Annotated in this window: 7 protein-coding genes; 4 read left to right on the top strand and 3 right to left on the bottom strand. The window is 76.1% G+C overall.

Annotation, left to right across the window (positions count from 1 at the left end):
- The first annotated feature begins 102 nt into the window (after window positions 1-102).
- The 3 genes from ACFRQN_RS22145 to ACFRQN_RS22135 are packed head-to-tail and all read left to right on the top strand — an operon-like array spanning window position 103 to window position 11,868.
- On the top strand, window positions 103-3,150 hold the full coding sequence (locus ACFRQN_RS22145; protein WP_380741631.1) for an amino acid adenylation domain-containing protein: 3,048 nt from the start codon (window positions 103-105) through the stop codon (window positions 3,148-3,150).
- A gap of 55 nt (window positions 3,151-3,205) precedes the next feature.
- Window positions 3,206-8,737, top strand: a complete 5,532-nt coding sequence (locus ACFRQN_RS22140; RefSeq protein ID WP_380741630.1) for an amino acid adenylation domain-containing protein — start codon at window positions 3,206-3,208, stop codon at window positions 8,735-8,737.
- Window positions 8,734-11,868 (top strand): amino acid adenylation domain-containing protein, encoded by a 3,135-nt coding sequence (locus tag ACFRQN_RS22135; protein WP_380741629.1) that lies wholly within the window; start codon window positions 8,734-8,736, stop codon window positions 11,866-11,868. Before ACFRQN_RS22140 ends, ACFRQN_RS22135 begins: the two co-directional genes overlap by 4 nt.
- 62 nt (window positions 11,869-11,930) lie before the next feature.
- On the opposite strand, the gene ACFRQN_RS22130 is transcribed toward ACFRQN_RS22135, so the two are convergent.
- The 3 genes from ACFRQN_RS22130 to ACFRQN_RS22120 all read right to left on the bottom strand — a co-directional run bounded on the left by ACFRQN_RS22130 (window position 11,931) and on the right by ACFRQN_RS22120 (window position 16,394).
- Window positions 11,931-14,948, bottom strand: coding sequence for an AMP-binding protein (locus ACFRQN_RS22130; protein WP_380741636.1), 3,018 nt, complete (start codon window positions 14,946-14,948; stop codon window positions 11,931-11,933).
- 208 nt (window positions 14,949-15,156) lie between these two features.
- A complete protein-coding gene (locus ACFRQN_RS22125; RefSeq protein WP_380741628.1) occupies window positions 15,157-15,867 on the bottom strand; it encodes a phosphotransferase in 711 nt (236 codons plus the stop codon).
- Window positions 15,864-16,394, bottom strand: a complete 531-nt coding sequence (locus ACFRQN_RS22120; protein WP_380741627.1) for a GNAT family N-acetyltransferase — start codon at window positions 16,392-16,394, stop codon at window positions 15,864-15,866. The genes ACFRQN_RS22125 and ACFRQN_RS22120 overlap by 4 nt, the downstream gene beginning before the upstream one ends.
- A 269-nt stretch (window positions 16,395-16,663) precedes the next feature.
- Between ACFRQN_RS22120 and ACFRQN_RS22115 the strand changes: the two genes are divergently transcribed.
- Window positions 16,664-17,923, top strand: a complete 1,260-nt coding sequence (locus ACFRQN_RS22115; protein ID WP_380741626.1) for a hypothetical protein — start codon at window positions 16,664-16,666, stop codon at window positions 17,921-17,923.
- Window positions 17,924-18,005: the final 82 nt, after the last annotated feature.

The following is an 18,005-nucleotide window of genomic DNA, read 5'->3' as shown; positions in this document are numbered from 1 at the left end:
GGCGGCCCGTCGGCCGCGTCGCCAGAGCATCCGCGGCGTCGGCCACGTCGGCGCCCGGCCACGGGGAACGCACCATTCACCGACTGCCGAATCGAGCCGCACATGCCACACTCCCTCCCCCCGCACGCCTCGCCCTTCCAGCGGGGCATCTGGGTCACCGAGCGCCTCGGCGGCCACCACGGGGTGTTCCACATGCCCGTCCTGCTCTCCTTCGACCGGGTCGACGCCGACGCCCTCGCCCGTGCCGTCTCGACGGTGACGGCACGGCACCCCGTCCTGTCCCAGGTGTTCGTGGAGCGCGGGGGGAGCCTCGTCGCGGAGCCCGGCACCGCCCCGGTCCTCGACGTGGTCGACGCCTCCGAGGACTGCGCGCAGAGCCGGGAGAAGCGGCTGGCCGAGGACGCGGCACGCCCGTTGGACCTCCAGGCGGGCCCGTTGGCGCGGTTCACCCTCTACCGCGGCCGCGGTGAGGCGGCGGAGCTGCTCGCCGTCGTGCACCACGCGGTCTTCGACGGGGAGTCGAAGGACGTCCTGGTGGCGGACCTCGCCGCGGCCTACGCGCAGGCCCTGGGCGGGCCCGCGCAGGCCGCCGACCGGAGCCCGTCCCCGCCCCCGGCCCCGCTCGACCCCGACCTCGTCCGCCGGGCGGCGGACCGGTACGGCCCGCGGTGGGCCGCGGCGACCGAGCCCGTCCTCCCGGGGCTGCCGCACGCCGTCACCGCCCCGGCCTCCGGAGCCTGCGAAACGTGGCGGACGGACGCGCGCGGCCGGGCCGCCGTGGCCGAGGCCGCGGAGCGCTGCGGCGTCACCGTCTTCGAGTTCCTGCTCGCCGCACTGCACGCACTGCTGCTGCGCTACGGCGGCGAGGCCGTCCCGGTCTCCGTGCCGCTGTCTGTCCGGACGCCCGAACAGGCCGGGGAGATCGGGCTGTTCGTCAACGAGCTGCCGGTGCACGCCCCGGCCGGGGTGGGCACCGGGACGTCCTTCGCCGAGTACGCCCGGGCCGTGCGCGCCGAGGCCCGCGGCGGGTACCCGTTCCGCCCCGTGCCCTTTGGCGCGGCCGTCGGCGGCCTCACGCCGCGCGCCGGGCTGGCCCCCGTGTCGTTCGGCTACCGGCGCGCCCGCGCCGTGGACCCGGTGTTCCCGGGAAGCACCGTCCGGGTGGACCGCACGGTGTTCAACGGCGCCGCCCGCAACACCCTGCACCTCCAGGCGGTCGACACCGCCGACGGGCTCGCGTTCTCGCTCCAGTACGCCCCGGCGGTCCTGTCGCCGGACGCCGCGGACCGCGTCGCCGGGCACTACACGGCGCTGCTGGAAGCCGCGACGGCCACGCCCGAGGCGCCGCTGAGCGCCCTGCCGGTGCTGGGAGCGGAGGAGCGGTACCTGGTGACGGACGGGTGGAACGCCACCGCCCGCTCCTACCCGCGCGAGCGCACCGTGCTGGACCTGGTGCGGGAGCGGGCCGCCGAGACGCCGGACGCCCCCGCCGTCAGCGCGGGCGCCGCGAGGCTGACCTACCGGGCGCTGGTGGAGCGGACCGAGGAACTGGCCGCCGTCCTGCGCGGGGCCGGGGTCGGCCGGGGCGACGTCGTCGCCCTGCACCTGGAGCGCTCCGCCGACCTGCCCGCCGTCCTGCTCGCGGTGCACGCCGCCGGGGCCGCCTACCTGCCGCTCGACCCCGGACACCCCGCCGAGCGGCTCGCCTTCGTGCTCGCCGACTCCGGCGCGGCCCTGCTGGTCGCCGACCGGGAGCCCGCCCCCGACGTGGTGGCGGCGGCACCGGCCGTCCTCCGACTCGGGAGCGCCCGCGCCGAGCCGGGGTCCGCGGCGGCGCCGACCCCGCCCGGCGACCTCGCCTACGTGCTGTACACCTCCGGCTCGACCGGGCGGCCCAAGGGGGTGGAGATCGGGCACCGGGCGCTGGTGAACCTCCTGACCTCCTTCGCCGAACGGCTGGGCTCGGGGCCCGGGGACGTCTGGCTCGGCCTGACCTCGCTCTCCTTCGACATATCCGGGCTGGAGATCCTGCTGCCACTGGTCACCGGCGGCCGGCTGGTCCTCGCACCGGAGGGCGCCGCGCTGGACGCGCCCGGCACGGTCGGGCTGGTCCGGCGCGAAGGCGTGACCCACCTCCAGGCGACCCCCGCGGGCTGGCGCGTGCTGCTCAGCGCCGGGCCGCTGCCGGCCGGACTGACCGGGATCGTCGGCGGGGAGGCCCTGCCGCTGCCGCTGGCCCGCGAACTCCGCGGCTCCCTCGGGCGGTTGATCAACGGGTACGGCCCGACCGAGGCGACGATCTACGCGACCTGCGCCGACGTCCCGGCCGGACCGGAGGCCGTGGTGATCGGCGGGCCGGTCGCCAACACCCGGGCGTACGTCCTGGACGCGGACGGCCGGCCGCTGCCGATCGGGATCCCCGGCGAGCTCCACCTGGGCGGCGACGGCGTCGCGGACGGCTACCGGGGCCGCCCCGAACTGACGGCGGAACGCTTCGTCGAGGACCCGTTCGCCGGAACCGGCGGCCGGATGTACCGCACCGGTGACCTCGCGGCGTGGACGCCGGACGGCGAACTGGAGTTCCACGGCCGGATCGACGACCAGGTGAAGATCCGCGGCCACCGGATCGAACTGGGCGAGATCGAGGCCGCGCTGCTCGGCCACCCGGCGGTCGCCGCGGCCGCCGTCGCCGTGTGCGGGCAGGCCGATGGGGAACCCGCGCTCGTCGGCTACCGGGTGGCCGCACCCGGCGGCGAACCGCCGTCCGACGCGGACCTGCGGGACCACCTGCTGCGCACCCTCCCCGCGGTCATGGTGCCCCGGCAGTTCGTGGCCCTCGACCGCCTGCCGCTCACGGCGAGCGGCAAGCTCGACCGGCGCGCCCTGCCCGCGCCGCCGCGCACCGCCGCGGCCGGTCCCGTGGCGGCCGACGAGGTCACCGCAGGCGTCCTGGCGATCTGGGAGGAGGTCCTGGGCGCCTCCGGCATCGGCCCGGAGGACGACCTCTTCGACCTCGGCGGACACTCGCTGACGATCATCCAGATCACCGCCCGGATCCGCGCCGCGTTCGGGGTCGAACTCGACTTCGACCTGTTCTTCGACGCCTCCACCCCGGCCGCCCTGGCCGCCGTCGTGCGAGAGCGGCGTTGACCGCCGCCGACCGCCCTTCCGCGACCGCCCCGCTCCACGCCCGAATGGACTGCCGATGACCGACACCCGGGACCTGCCCGCAGACTGGTCCGCCGCCAAACGATCCCTCCTCGCCCAGCGCCTGCGGGGCGCCGCGGCCCCGGTGCGGGTGGTCGAGCCCCGCCCGGCGGACAGCGCGCCGCCACTGTCCAGCGGACAGGAACGGCTCTGGTTCATGGACCAGTTCACGCCCGGCGCGACCGCGTACACGCTCGCCCCGGCCCGGCGGCTGCGCGGGCCGCTGGACCGCCCGGCGCTGGACGCCGCCCTGGCCGCCCTGGTGGAGCGCCACGAGGGGCTGCGGATGACCTTCCCGGTCACGGAGGACGGCAGGGCCGAGGTCCTGGTCGCCGAACCGGGCCCGTTCCCCGCCGAGTTCGTGGACGCCTCCGACGACCCCGACCCGGGACGAAGAGCCGCGGACGAGATCGGCGCGCTCGCCGCCAGACCCTTCGACCTCGCGAGCGGCCCCCTGCTGCGGGCCCTGCTGGTCCGGCTCGCCGACGAGGACCACGTCCTCGCCCTGGTCATGCACCACATCGTCGGCGACGGCTGGTCGATCGACATCCTCAACCGCGAACTGGACGCGCTCTACGCCCGGTACGCCCACGGCGCCGACGCCGGACTCCCGCCGCTCCCGGTGCAGTTCGGGGACTACGCGCGCTGGCAGCGCGACCGGCTGGACAGCGGCGCCCTGGCCGACTCCCGCGCCTACTGGCGCACCGAACTCGCCGACGTCCCCGCCCTGGAGCTGCCCGCCGACCGACCCCGGCCGCCGCTGCTCGGCTACGACGGCGCGGCCGTCGAACTGCACTGGAGCCCGGAGCTCGTGCACGCCCTCGCGGAGTGCGCCCGCGCCCGCGGGGCGTCGACGTACATGGTGCTGATGGCCGGGCTCCAGGCGCTGCTCGGCCGGCACGCCGGACAGCGGGACTTCGCGGTCGGCTCGGCCGTGGCCGGCCGGCTCCACCGCGAACTGGAGGGCGTGGTCGGCGCGTTCGTCAACATGCTGCCGATCCGGGCGCGGCTGGAGGAGGGTCTCACCTTCGGGCAGCTCGTCGGCCGGGTGCGGGAGACGACGCTGAACGCCTACACCCACCAGGAGGTGCCGTTCGAGCAGATGGTCGCGGACCTGGACATCGAGCGGGACGTCAGCCGCTCGGCGGTGTTCCAGGTGACCTTCGCCTTCCAGAACTACGGCGACCGCGCGGCCTCCGCCGCACCCGCCGCCACCGCGGAGGGATTCGGGCACGCGGCCACCACCAGCCACGCCGACCTCGCGTTCTACCTCCGGGAGAAGAAGGACGGCGGGCTCTTCGGCCTGATCACCTACCGCACCGACCTCTTCGACGCCGACACCGTGCGCCGGCTCACCGAGCGCTTCGAGGTCCTGCTCACCGCGGCCGCGGCCGATCCGGACCGGCCCGTCGAGGACCTCCCGCTGCTGACCGCGACCGAGCGCGCCGACGTGCTCGACCACTGGGCGGCCGGCCCGGACCTCCCCGACGGCGGGCCCCGGACGCTGACCGCGCTGCTCGCCGCCGCGGCCCGGCAGGCGGGCGACCGCCCGGCCCTGGTCTTCGAGGACGCCACCGTCACCCACCGCGAACTCGACACCAGGGCGACGGCCCTGGCCCGGCGGCTGCGGGCGCTGGGCGTCCGGCCGGACGACCGGGTGGCGGTGTGCCTGGAGCAGTCGCCGGACCTGGCGGTCGCGCTGGTCGCCGTCCTGAAGGCCGGCGGCTGCTACCTGCCACTGGACCCGGAGCAGCCGCCCGCCCGGCTGTCCCACCTGGTGGCGGACGCCGACGCGCGCGTCCTGGTGACGGACTCGGCGCTGCGGGAACGCTTCCCCGCGTACGGGGGCGCGGAGCTGCTCGTGGACCGCGCCGCCCCGGCGCCGGACGACGCCCCGGACGACGCGCCGCTCCCGGAGGCCTCCGGCCCCGACGACCTCGCGTACGTCATCTACACCTCCGGCTCCACCGGGCAGCCCAAGGGCGTCGCGGTGCAGCACCGCGAGATCCTCAACTACCTGGCCGGCGTGCGGGACCGGCTGCGGATCGAACCCGGTGCCCGCTACGGCCTGCTGCAGTCCCTGTCCTTCGACTTCAGCATCACGATGCTCTACCTGGCGCTCACCACCGGCGGCCAGGTCCACCTGCTGCCCCGCCGCATCGCCGGCGCCGAACTCGCCGGGCACATCGAGGCGTCGCGGCTCGACTACCTCAAGATGACGCCCTCCCACCTGGCCGCGCTGTCCGCCGACGCCCCGCTCGAGCGCCTGCTGCCGCACCGGGCCCTGGTGCTCGGCGGCGAGGCCTCGTCCCGGGCCTGGGCCGCCGACCTGGCCGGCCTCGGCCGGTGCGCGGTGTTCAACCACTACGGCCCCACCGAGGCGACGGTCGGCGTCACCGTCCACGAGGTCCACCCGGAGGACCACGGCCCGGGGAACACGCCGATCGGCACCCCGCTCGCGGGCGCGCGCTGCTACGTACTGGACGGCGCCCGGCGGCCGGTGCCGCCCGGCGTGACCGGGGAGCTCCACCTCGGGGGGCACCGGCTCGCCCGCGGCTACCTGGGCCGCCCCGACCTGACCGCGGAACGCTTCCTCGACGACCCGTTCGCCGCGCCGGGCGGCCGGATGTACCGCACCGGCGACCTGGCCCGCTGGCGGACGGACGGCACGCTGGAGTACCTCGGACGCGCCGACGACCAGATCAAGGTCCGCGGCTACCGGGTCGAGCCCGGCGAGATCGAGGCCGCCCTCACCGCGCTGCCCGGCGTGACCCAGGCCTTCGTGACCGTCCGGGGCGAGGGGATCAGGCAGAACCTCGTCGCCTACCTCGAACGCCCGGGCGGCGGAACCGCCCCCGCCCCCGCCGAACTGCGCGCGGAGCTCGGCGCCGTCCTGCCGGACTACATGGTCCCCGCCCGGTTCGTCGTCCTCGACCGGCTGCCGCTGCTGGCCCACGGCAAGGTCGACCGCAAGGCCCTGCCCGAACCCGAGGACGCCGCCCCGGCCGCCGGCCGGGTGGAGCCCGAGGGCGCGACCGAGACGCTGATCGCCGCGATCTGGGCCGAGGTGCTCGACGTCGCGACGGTCGGCGCCCTGGACGACTTCTTCGAGATCGGCGGGCACTCGCTGCTCGCCACCCAGGTCGTCGCCCGGCTGCGCCGCGCCTTCCCCGACCTGCCGACACCCGTCGGCGTGATGGACCTCTTCCGCTTCCCGACCGTCCGCCAACTCGCCGCGCTCGTCGCCGACCCGGCCGCCGACCGGGGGCCGCGGGGCCTGCTGCACCGCCTCACCCCCGAGCGGCGCCGCACCACCGGAAGCGTCGTCTGCACGCCCTACGGCGGCGGCAGCGCCCTCATCTACAAACCGCTCGCCGACGCCCTGCCGGAGGACTGGGCACTGCACTCCGTCGCCGTCCCCGGACACGAACTCGGCGAGCAGCCGATGGACGTCGACGAGGTCGCCGACCGCTGCGCCCGCGAGATCCTCGAGAACGTCGAGGGCCGGATCGTGCTGTACGGGCACTGCGGGGTCGGCGTGCGCCTCGCCGTCGAGATCGCCCGCCGGGTCGAGGCCGCCGGCCGCGACATCGACGCCGTCCACCTCGGCGGCATCTTCCCCTTCGCCCGGCCCAAGGGCCGCGGCGCGGCGGTCGGGGAGCGGTGGGCCGAACTCCTCGACCGGCTGCGCAGCGACCAGGACATGATCAACGGGCTGGCCGCCGCCGGCCTGGACACCGACGAACTGGACCCGGAGCAGCTGCGGCTCATCGTCCGCAACCGCCGTACCGGCACCAAGGACGTCGAACGGTACTTCACCCGGATGTTCGCGACCGAGGGCGGCCGGATCAAGGCCCCGGTGATCGCGGTCTGCGGCGACCGCGACCCGGCCACCGAGTTCTACCAGGAGCGCTTCCGCGAGTGGCACCGGATCGCCGACACCACCGCGGTCGTCGTCCTCGACGAGGCCGGCCACTTCTACCTCAAGTACCGGGCCGCCGAACTCGCGGCCGTCGTCACCGGCGTCCACCGGTCGATCGCCGCGGGGGAGGAGGACCGCCACCGCCGCACGGACAGCGCGACCTGGTGGCTGGCCGGGCTCTCCCGGGACGCCGGACGGCCGGCCGCGGACGGGGACCGGGCGTCCGTCCGCCCCACCATGCGCCGCTTCCTCACCGTCGCCTCCGGGCAGCAGGTGTCGATGATCGGATCGGCGCTCACCGAGTTCGCCCTCCCGGTCTGGATCTACCTGCGCACCGGCTCCCTGGCCCAGTTCGGACTGCTGGCCGCCTGCGGCCTGGTGCCCGGCATCCTCGCCGCCCCGCTCGCCGGCGCGGTCGTCGACCGGGGGGACCGGCGCCGGACCATGCTCCTCGGCGACCTCGCCGCCGGACTCACCCAGGCCCTCCTGCTCCTGCTGTACGCCACCGGCGGCCTCCAGGTCTGGCACGCCTACGCGCTCATCGCCGTGCTGTCCGCCGCCCTCTCCTTCCAACGGCTCGCCTGGAACGCGGCGGTGCCGCAGCTCGTCCCCAAGCGCTACCTCGGCCGCGCCAACGGCGTGGTCCAGATGGCCTTCGGCCTCGCCCAGTTCCTCGTCCCGCTGTTCGCCGTCGGGCTGCTCGCCGCGATCGGACTCGGCGGCATCCTCGCCCTCGACGTGGCCGGCTACGCCGTCGCGGTCACCGTCACCCTGGCCGTCCGGTTCCCCGACCTGATGGGCTCCACCCGCCGGGAGAGCATCGCCGCGGAGATCCGCGAAGGCTTCCGCCGGGCCCTGGGCAGCAGGCACTTCCGCGCGATGCTGCTGTACTTCGCCGTCCTGAACGTCTTCCTCTCCCCGCTGTTCCTGCTCACCACCCCGCTCGTGCTCTCCTTCGCCCCGCTCTCGGCGGCCGGCTGGGTGTCGACGGCCGCCGGCCTCGGCGCCGTGCTCGGCGGGATCACGCTGGTGGCCTGGGGCGGACCGCGCCGCCGGAAGCTGCGCGGGGTGCTGCTCGCCACCCTGGTGGTCGCCGCGGCCTGCCTGCTCACCGGGCTGCGCCCGTCGATCTGGACGGTCGCCCTCGGCGCGTTCGGCATGACCTTCGCGCTCGCCCTGCTCAACGGCGCCTACGCGACCATCGTGCAGACCAAGGTGCCGCTGCGCTTCCACGGCCGGGTGATCGCCGTGAACACCATGGTCGCCTGGTCGACCCTGCCGGTCGGCTTCGCCGTGGTCGCCCCGTTCGGCCCCGGACTCCTCCAGCCGCTGATGGACCACGACGGCGCCCTCGCCGGCAGCGTCGGGCGGCTCATCGGCACCGGCGACGGCCGCGGCATCGGACTGCTCTACCTGCTGTTCGGCCTCGCCATGGCGGCCCTCGCGCTGGTCTGCCTGGCCGTGCCCGTGCTGCGCCACTTCGACCGGGACGTCCCCGACGCCGAGCCCGACGACCTGGTCGGCCTCCAGACCATCCAGGACCGGGCCGCCGACGCCGCCGCGCCCACCCTCCCGCACCGCTCCGAGACCGAGGTGACCGTCCGGTGACCACCACCGCCACCGCCATCCACCCGCTGACCGCCGAACAGCGCCGGCTCTGGTTCCTCCAGCAGGTCCACCCGGACGACGCCGGCTTCAACATGTACCTCAACCGGCGCTGGACCGGGCCGATCGACCCCCGGGCCCTGCGCACCGCGCTCGACCGGCTGACCGCCCGGCACGAGATCCTCCGCACCCGCTTCGCGCCCGAAGGACCTGACGAGGCGGAGCCCGTCCAACTGGTCCAGCCCCCGGCCGCGACCGACCTGGTCACGATCCGCCTGCCCGAGGGCGCGACCGAGCAGGACTTCACCGACGCCTGCCGCCCGTACGTCAACGCGCCGTTCGACCTCGCCGCCGCGCCGCCGCTGCGCGCGACCCTGATCAGCGCGGGCGAGCGGGAACACGCGGTCAGCGTGGTGGTCCACCACATCGTCGCGGACGGCTGGTCCTTCCGCACGATGTGGCGCGAACTGCTCGCCCTCTACCGAGAGGCGATCGGCGAGGCACCCGCGGAACTGCCGGAACTCGCCCTGCAGTACGGCGACTTCGCCCGCGCCGAACGCGCCAGGACGGGTGGGGAGGCGGGCGAGGAGGCCTTCCGGTTCTGGGCGGACCGGCTCGCCGGCACCGGAGCGCTGCGCCTCCCGTTCGACCGGCCGAGACCCTCCAGCCCCACCAGACCCGCCGGGTTCGTCACCGTCGACCTCGGCCCCGAGCTGACCGCCGCCCTCGACCGGACGGCCCGGCAGGAGCGGTGCACCCCGTTCATGGTGCTGCTGGCCGGCTACCAGAGCGTGCTCGCGCGCTGGACCGGCTGCCGGGACTTCGTGGTCGGCACCCCGCTGGCGGGCCGTACCGAGGCGGCGCACGAGGCGCTGCTCGGCTACTTCAACCGCACCGCGGTGATCAGGTCGGACCTCACCGGCGAGCCCGGCTTCCGCACCGTGCTGAAGCGGACCAGGTCCGCCGCGCTGGCCGCGCTGAGCCGTCCCGACGCCCCGGCCGAGCGGCTCGCCGCCCACCTCGGCCTGCCCGCGGACACCGGAGCCGGACCGCTCTACCAGGCCGTCTTCGTCCACCAGAGCCAGAACGACCTGGCGGTCGGCTCCGGCGAGCCGGCCCTGCCCGAGGGCGTCCGGACGACCGGCATGGACTCCGGCTTCGACCAGGCCAAGACGGACCTGCTGCTCGACAGCTGGCGCACCCCCGACGGCGGGATCACGCTCTCCTTCTGCTACGACCGCGAGCTGTTCGACCGGGGGACCGTCGAGGCGCTCGGCGACCGGTGCCGCGAGCTGTACACGCGGATCGTCGAGGACCCGGAACTCCGCCTGCACGGCGACTGGTTCGTCGGCGCCGAGGAGCGGGCGGCGCTGCTCGCCCTGGGGGCGGGCCCGGCCGCTCCGGCCGCCGTGCGGACGGTGCTGGAGCGGTTCGCCGACCAGGCCGCCGCCCGACCGGACGCGCCGGCCCTGGAGTGCGACGGACGGACGCTGTCCTACGCCGAACTCGACCGGCGGTCCACCGAACTGGCCCGCCGGCTCGGCCCGGTGGCCGACCGGGTGGTCGCGGTGTCGATGGCGCCCTCCTTCGACCTGGTGGTGGCCCTGACGGCGGTCTGGAAGGCCGGTGCCGCCTACCTCCCGCTCGACCCGGCCCACCCCGAGGAGCGCCGCGCCCTGATGGTCCGGGAGGCCGACGCCGTCCTCACCCTCACCGGCACGGACCTGCCGGGGGCGGGGACCGCCGACCTCGCCCCGCCCGACCCGCGGGCCCTCGCCTACGTCCTCTACACCTCCGGGTCCACCGGGGCGCCGAAGGCCGTCGCGGTCGACCACCCGGCGGTCTCCGCCCGGGTCGACTGGATGGCGGGCCCGGACGGCTACGCGCTGGGCCCCGACGACCGGATCGTCCAGTTCGCCTCCCTCGGCTTCGACACCCACGTGGAGGAGCTCTGGCCGGCCCTCGCGGCCGGGGCGTGCGTGGTGCTCCTGCCCGGCGGCGGCCGGACCCTGCCCGACCTGCTGGCCGGTCCGGCCGGCCGGACCGTCACCGTGCTCGACCTGCCGACCGCGTACTGGGAGGAGCTCGTCGGCCTGGACGACGGGACCAGCTGGCCGGACGCGCTGCGCCTGGTGGTCATCGGCGGTTCCGAGGCGCGCGCCGGTACGGTCGCCCGGTGGCGCCGGCGGCACGGGGACGCGGTCCGGCTCGTCAACACCTACGGCCCCACCGAGGCCACCGTGATCGTCACCGCGGCCGAGCTGACGGCCGCCGACGCCGACCGCCGGCCCTCGCTGGGCCGCCCGCTGCCCGGCGTCAGGCTCCACGTGCTGGACGAGCACGGCGGACTGCTGCCCCGGGGCTCCGAGGGCGAGCTGTACATCGGCGGCAGCGGCCTGGCCCGGGGCTACCTGGGCCGGCCCGACCTGACCGCGACGGCCTTCGTGCCCGACCCCTTCGCCGGCGGCGTGATGTACCGCACCGGGGACCGGGCCCGGTGGCGGGCGGACGGCCGGCTGGAGTTCCTGGGGCGCGGCGACGCGCAGCTGAAGCTCCGCGGCTACCGGATCGAGCCCGCCGAGATCGAGTCCGCGCTGACCGCGCACCCGGGCGTCGCGCAGGCCGCCGTGCTGGTCCGCGACGGCCGTCGGCTGCTGGCGTACGCCGTCCCGCGCCCGGGGGCCGAGCCCGGGCCGGCCGAGCTGCGCGAGCACCTCGCCGTACGGCTTCCCGCCTACATGGTCCCGGACGCCGTCGTCACGCTGGCCCGGCTGCCGCTGACCCCGAACGGCAAGCCCGACCTCGCGGCCCTGCCCGACCCCGGGCCGGCCGCCGGGTCGGGTTACGTCGCGCCGCGCACCGACGCCGAGCAGCTGGTCACCGAGCTGTGGCAGGAGGTCCTCGGCGTGCCGCGGGTCGGGGTGTTCGACGACTTCCTCGCGCTGGGCGGGGACTCGCTCCTGGTCACCCGGGTCGCCGCGCGGATCCGGGCCGGGATCGGACTCGACATCCCCATCCGCGAGGTGTTCGAGAGCAGCACACCGGCCGCCCTCGCGGCCCGGATCGAGGCGCTGCTGATCGCCGAGATCGACGCGCTCAGCGAGGAGGAGGCGGCCGGGCGCCTCTCCGGCTGAGCGGGCGGCCGAAATGGTCCGGGGGTGCGGCCGGAGACGGCCGCACCCCCGCTTGCCTCCTGTCAGATGCCGGCCGCCCCGGCCAGCGCCGCGGCGAGGTCGTCGGCCAGCGCCGACACCGTCGCCGCCTCGAAGGCGTGCTCGTTGTACCGCAGCCAGCACCGCAGCGCGCCGTCCGGCTGCTCGGTGACCGCCAGCTCGGGGACGTGCCGGTCACCGCCCGGCAGCGGGTACGGCACGGTGGCGTTGCGGGGCAGCTCCCAGGCCGCGCAGGCCACCCCCGGCAGCTGGGCCGGCGCGCTCCAGTTCTCGTACCGCAGCCAGGCCGCGAACGGCACCAGCGGGCTGAACTCCGCGAACGGGTACAGCTGGTGGTCGAGCGCCGTGGTGGCGGCGGACCGGACGCGGTCGAGCAGTTCAGCGAAGCCCGGCGCGCCCGACACGTCCACCCGCACCAGCAGCGACTGCACGAAACAGCCGACCGCCCGCTCCGCCTCCGGCCTGGTCCGCCCGGGCACCGGCGTCATGAGGACGAGGTCCGGCTGTCCGCTGCGGGCGGCCAGCAGGCCGCTCCAGACCGCCGCCACCGCGAGGAACGGCGTGGCCCCCAGCTCCGCCGCCCTGGACCGCAGCGCGTCCGCCGCCGCCGGGGGCACCGTGAACGCGTGGGCGGCGCTCAGCACCACCTCGGTGTGCCGGCGCCCCGGGAAGGGGTCGATCGCGGCGGGCGCGTGCGCGAGCGCCGTCCCGAAGTGCGTCCGGGACGCCGGCCAGTGGGCGTTCGACCACTCCACCAGCTCGCCGTACTCCGGGCCGGGCCGGGCGGCCGGCACCCGGCGCCCGTGGCACAGCGCCGAGTACGCCACCCCCAGCTCGCGCAGGAGCACCCCCAGCGACCAGCCGTCGCTGACGAGGTGGTGGACCGCCAGCAGGACGACGTGGTCCGCCGGCCCGCGGCTCACCACGGCCAGCCTGGTCATCGGCCCCGCGGCGACGTCCGTCAGCCGGTCGCGCACGGCGACCAGCCGCGCCGACACCTCGTCGTCGCTCGCGCCGGGCGCCTCCACCAGCACCACGTCCGCGTGCGGTTCGTCGTCCAGGACGGCCCGCAGCACCCCCGGTTCGGCGCCGGGCACCGGGACGAACCTGGTCCGCAGCGCGGGATGGCGGCGGATCGCCTCGTGCAGGGCGTCGGCCAGGACGTCCGTCCGCAGGCCCTCCGTCACCCGGAACATCACCGCCACCGCGCCGACGTTGCGGCCCGGGGCCTCGGCCATCCAGCGCAGGAAGTTCTCCTGCTGGGAGGTGAGCGGCAGGTCGTGCCGCTGTGCGCGCAGCGAGCGGAGGAAGTCCGATACCTCGGCCCCGGACCGCTCCACCGTCCCGGCCGCCGACGTCTCGGCCCGTTCCAGCCAGGCCGCCTGGGCGCGCAGCGAGGAGCGCTCGAAGACCAGCGCCGTACGGGCCGCCACACCGAACTCGGCGGAGATCGCGGCGGCCAGCTGGACGGCGCGGAACGAGTCCCCGCCGAGGGCGAAGAACTCCTCCTCCACCGCTTGGACCGGCCGTCCCAGCACGGCCCGCCACAGGCCGGCCAGGGCGAGCTCCCGCTCCGTCTCCGGGGCCCTTCCGGTCGTCGGGGCGGGCTCCTCGAACGCGGTCCGCAGCTCGTGCTTGAGCACCTTGCCGCTCGGGTTGCGCGGCAGGGAGTCCAACACCAGGACGCGTACCGGCAGTTCGGGCCTGGCGAGCCGCTCGCTCAGGAACAGCCGCAGGCCGTCGAGGTCGATCCCGTCCGGTCGCGGGACGACAGCGGCGACCGGCACCTGTCCCATCACCGGGTGCGGCAGGCCGAGCGCGGCCGCGTCGGCGACCTGCGGGTGTTCGTGCAGCACGGCCTCGATCCGCAGCGTCGAGACCTTCAGCGCACCGGACTTGACGATGTCGCTCTCCCGGTCGACCAGGTGGAGGTAGCCGTCCCCGTCCAGTCGGCCGAGGTCGCCCATCCGCACCCAGCCGTCGCGGAAGACGGTGTCGGAGGCCGCCCCGGCGTACCCGCGCGGCGGGCCGGGCTGGCGCAGCCAGATCTCGCCGGTCCCGCCGGGCGGCACCGGCTCCCCGGCCTCGTCCAGGATCCGCAGGTCGGCCGGGTCGGTCGGGCGGCCCAGCGAACCCGGACGGCCCGGGTCCACCACCGCGGAGATCTGCGCGGGGGCGGCCTCGGCCGAGGTGTAGGTGTTGACGACCGTCGCCTTCGGCAGGGCGGCGGACAGCCCGGCGGCGACGGCGGGCGGGAGCGCGGCGGCGGTGGACCCGACCAGCCGGACGCTGCCGAGGTCCCGGCGGTCGGCGACCCCGGAGTTCAGCAGTTCCACCGCCATCGACGGCACCAGGAAGACCGTGCCCGCGCCGGACTCCTCGACCACCCGCCCGAACTCCTCGGCGTCGAAGCGCGGCAGGCAGATCGTCGTGGGCTGCGCGGTCAGCGCGTTCACCAGCACCGCCTGGGCGGCGTTGGTCCCGATCGGGAAGGCGTGCACCGCGTGCCGCGAGTGCGCGTACGGGCGGGGGCGGGGGTCGAGGACCAGACCGGCGGTCAGGCTCGCGTGCGCGGCCCGGACGCCCTTCGGGGTGCCGGTCGTGCCCGAGGTCCCGATGACCTGGGCCAGGTCCCCGGGGGCGACCCGGTGCGGTGGCTCGTCCGGCGTGTCGAGACCGCCGAGGCCGTCGAGGCCGTCGAGCGCGAAGGTGGGCAGCGCGGTGCGCGGGCCGCTCCCGGCGACCGCCCAGCGCGCCCCGGCCGCCTCGACCAGCCGTTCCACATCGGCCGGGGCCAGGTCCTCGCGGATCACCAGCCCAGCCGCACCCGCGTAGTGGGCGGCCAGGAACGCCACGGCGTACGCGTCCCACTCCCGGTTGGTGAACAGCAGCGCCACCGTGTCCCCGGGCCGCACGCCGGCCCCGGCCAGCCCGTGCGCGGCCCGCACCGCCCGCTCGCGCCACCGGCCGTAGGTGAGGCTCCCGCCGCCGGGCACGAGCAGTGCGGTGCGTTCGGGATGGAGCGCCGCCCGGTGGTCCAGGAGCGCCGGGAGGGTGAGCGGAACGGAGGCGGGTCGGGCGCTGATGACGACTCCCGGAGGCGTTCGGAGCGTGGCGGAACGATGCCACAGGAAGATCGCCCGCTGATTGGTCCAGACCGTATCGGACTGGTCGAGGCGTGCGCCAGATCCGTCTCACAGATCGTCACGACCCGCTGTGCGCACGCCCGGAGCGCCCGCCCCGCCTGGGTCAGGAGGGCGGCCCCGGCTGCTCCGGCCAGCCCGCCGTCAGGCGCCCGCGCTCCTGCCACTGCCGTACCCCCGGCCCGCCCGGGTCGCCCCGGCGGCAGAACTCCTCCAGCCGGGCGCACCGGGCGAGCATGGCGGCCCGGCGCCGCGGCCAGGGCGGCACCGGCTGCCCGTACGCGTCGAAGAGGTGGTGCAGGGCGCCCGCCCGGGCCGGGTGGTGCATGCGGACGATCCACTCGCACCAGGCCAGGTCCTCCACCGGCTCGCCGAGATGGGCGAACTCCCAGTCCAGCAGGCCGGTGACGGCGAAGGTCGCCGGGTCCAGCAGCAGGTTGTTGGGCCCGAAGTCCCCGTGCGCCAGCACCGAACCCGGGGGCGCCGGACCGTCGCCGGCCACGCCGGGGTCGACAGCCTGGAGCCGTCGCAGCACCCGCCCGCAGGCGGCCAGGACCTGCGCGCCGTGCCCGGCGTCCAGCAGGTCCTGCGCGGGCACTCCGGGAAGGTGGCCGAGCGTGATGGCGCCCGGCTCGGTGCCGAGCACCGGGGGAACCGGCAGCAGCCCGTGCAGCAGGGACAGCAGCCGGTGCTCGCGCCGGCGCCGCTCCCCGGAGTCCGGCCCCTCGTACCGTTTCACGACGACCGTGCCGTCACCCGCGGTGCGGTTGGTGTAGCCGTGGGGGAGGGGCCGCAGCCCGGACGGGCCGTCGCTCACCCCTGCCACTCCTCGGCCAGCAGCCCGAGCACCAGCTGGTCCACGAACTCCCCGTACGCCCAGGCGGCTTGGCGCAGCCGCCCCTCGACGGTGAAGCCGGCCGTGGCGGCGGCCCGGAGCATCGGGGTGTTGTCCGCCAGGGTCTCCAGCTGGAGACGGCGCAGGCCGAGCACCGGGAAGGCGTAGTGGCAGAGCACCCGCAGGACGTCCGGGGCGAGCCCGCGCCCCCGGTGGCCCGGCAGGAGGGCGAGGCCCAGGTGGGCGCTGCGGTTGTGGGTGTCGATGCCCCACAGGAGGGCCTCGCCGGCCAGCTGCCCGGAGGCCGTCTCGACCACGGAGAAGCAGGCGGCCTCGTCGGACGGCCCGGGAACGGCGTACGGGGAGTCCGCCGAGCCGGGCGGGATGGGACGCCAGGGCCGGGTGTCGGCCCGGGCGCGGGTCGCCACGTCGTCGTACAACTCGGCCAGGAGGACCGGGAGGTCGGCGTCGTGACGGGCCCGGAGAGTGATGAGGGTGCCTTGTAACATGTCACATGTTTACCATTGGCGGGACTGTCGCATCCAACGGGTTTTCCGGTGCCGACCGGCTTTCCGGGGCCGGAAGCCCCCTCCGGGATCGCGATGCCGGGCCGACGGCCGGTCAGGTGGCCCGAGCGACGGGGGTCGCCAACCCCCGTGCTCTCGGGGCGGGTTGATGATTCCCACTCGACGGTGGCGTGCTCCCGCCCCGCACGGTTCACCCGGACGGCGCCGTGTGTTGCCCCTCGAGAGGAACGCGGCTCGATTACAAGGTTTGTATGAGAAACATCCACTACGGAACCGGTGGAATCGCCGCCTCGGCCGCCCTGGCGGCCCTTCTCGTCTGCGCCCCGCACCAGGCGTCTGCGGCCCCCGGAATCCACACGTTCGACTACAAGGGCGCGCCCGAGCAGTACGTGGTCCCCGAAGGGATCTGCGAGCTGGTGGTGCAGGCCTCCGGCGGTGCGGGAGGGAACGCCGTCTACGGGTCGCCCGGCGGGAAGGGCGGTCAGGTCCGAGCCACGGTCCAGGTCACGAGCGGTCAGGTGCTGACCGTCGACGTGGGGCAGGCGGGCAGCGGAGGAGACCTCTCCGTCCCCGGCAGCCTGGCCTACGGCGGGTACGGCGGCGGCGGCCAGGGCGGCTCCTCCAACACGGAGCACCGGCCCGGCAACGGCGCCATCGGTGCCGGCGGCGGAGGCGCCACCACCGTGACGACGGGTGGCAGCGCGCTGATCATCGCGGGTGGCGGCGGCGGAGGTGCCGGCAGTTTCACCAACGACGGAACCGCGTCCGGCGGCGCCGGCGGGCAGGCCGGAACCGACGGGGCCGACACCGGGCAGAGCGCGGCGGGCAAGGGCGGCAAGTCCGGCGGAAACGGGGGAGCGGGTGGCGCGGGTGGAACCGCCACCACCGAGTTCGACCACGACGGCTTCGCGGGCGGCAGCGCCACCGGCACCAAGGGCGGCGACGCGGCCGTCAACATCGGCGACCCCCACATGGGCGCCGGCGGCGGAGGCGGCGGCGGGGCCCACGGGGGCGGCGCCGGCGGCTCCTCCACGGCGAGCACGCTCGACGGCGGCGGGGGAGGCGGCGGCTCCAGCCTCGGCCCGGCCGCCGCGACCTTCACCACCGGAGCGCGCAGCGGCAACGGGGAGGTCGTGATCGAGGAGGTCGCCTGCGCCTCCCCCTCGCCGTCCCCGTCCCCGTCCCCGTCCTCCTCGCCGTCCCCCTCGCCGTCCCCGTCCTCCTCGCCGTCCCCGACCGCCTCTCCCACCCACTCGCCGTCCCCGACGGCTTCTCCCACCCACTCGGCGTCCCCGACGACCGGCCCGAGCCACTCGGCGTCCCGCGGCCCGTCGCCCACGGGCGGCCCGAGCCACCACCACTCGCCCGGTCCGGTGCCCGGCCACGGTGGGGGCCAGCTCCCCGAGACCGGGAGCAGCACACCGGCCCTGCTGATGAGCGCCCTGCTCTGCGTGGGCGTCGGTGTCGCCGTGTTCCGTCTCGCCCGCCGGAACGGCCGCCGACGCTCCTGACGAAGGCTTCGCCGGTGCCCGGACGGCAGTTGATCCGTCACCGGGTTCCCCGAATGCCCGGAGGCCCCGGTGGGCGGTACGC

The sequence above is a fragment of the Kitasatospora sp. NPDC056800 genome (assembly GCF_042789775.1).
GTDB lineage: Bacteria > Actinomycetota > Actinomycetes > Streptomycetales > Streptomycetaceae > Kitasatospora.
Note: the sequence above shows the minus strand (reverse complement) of the source record. Positions and strands in the feature narration are given on the sequence as shown.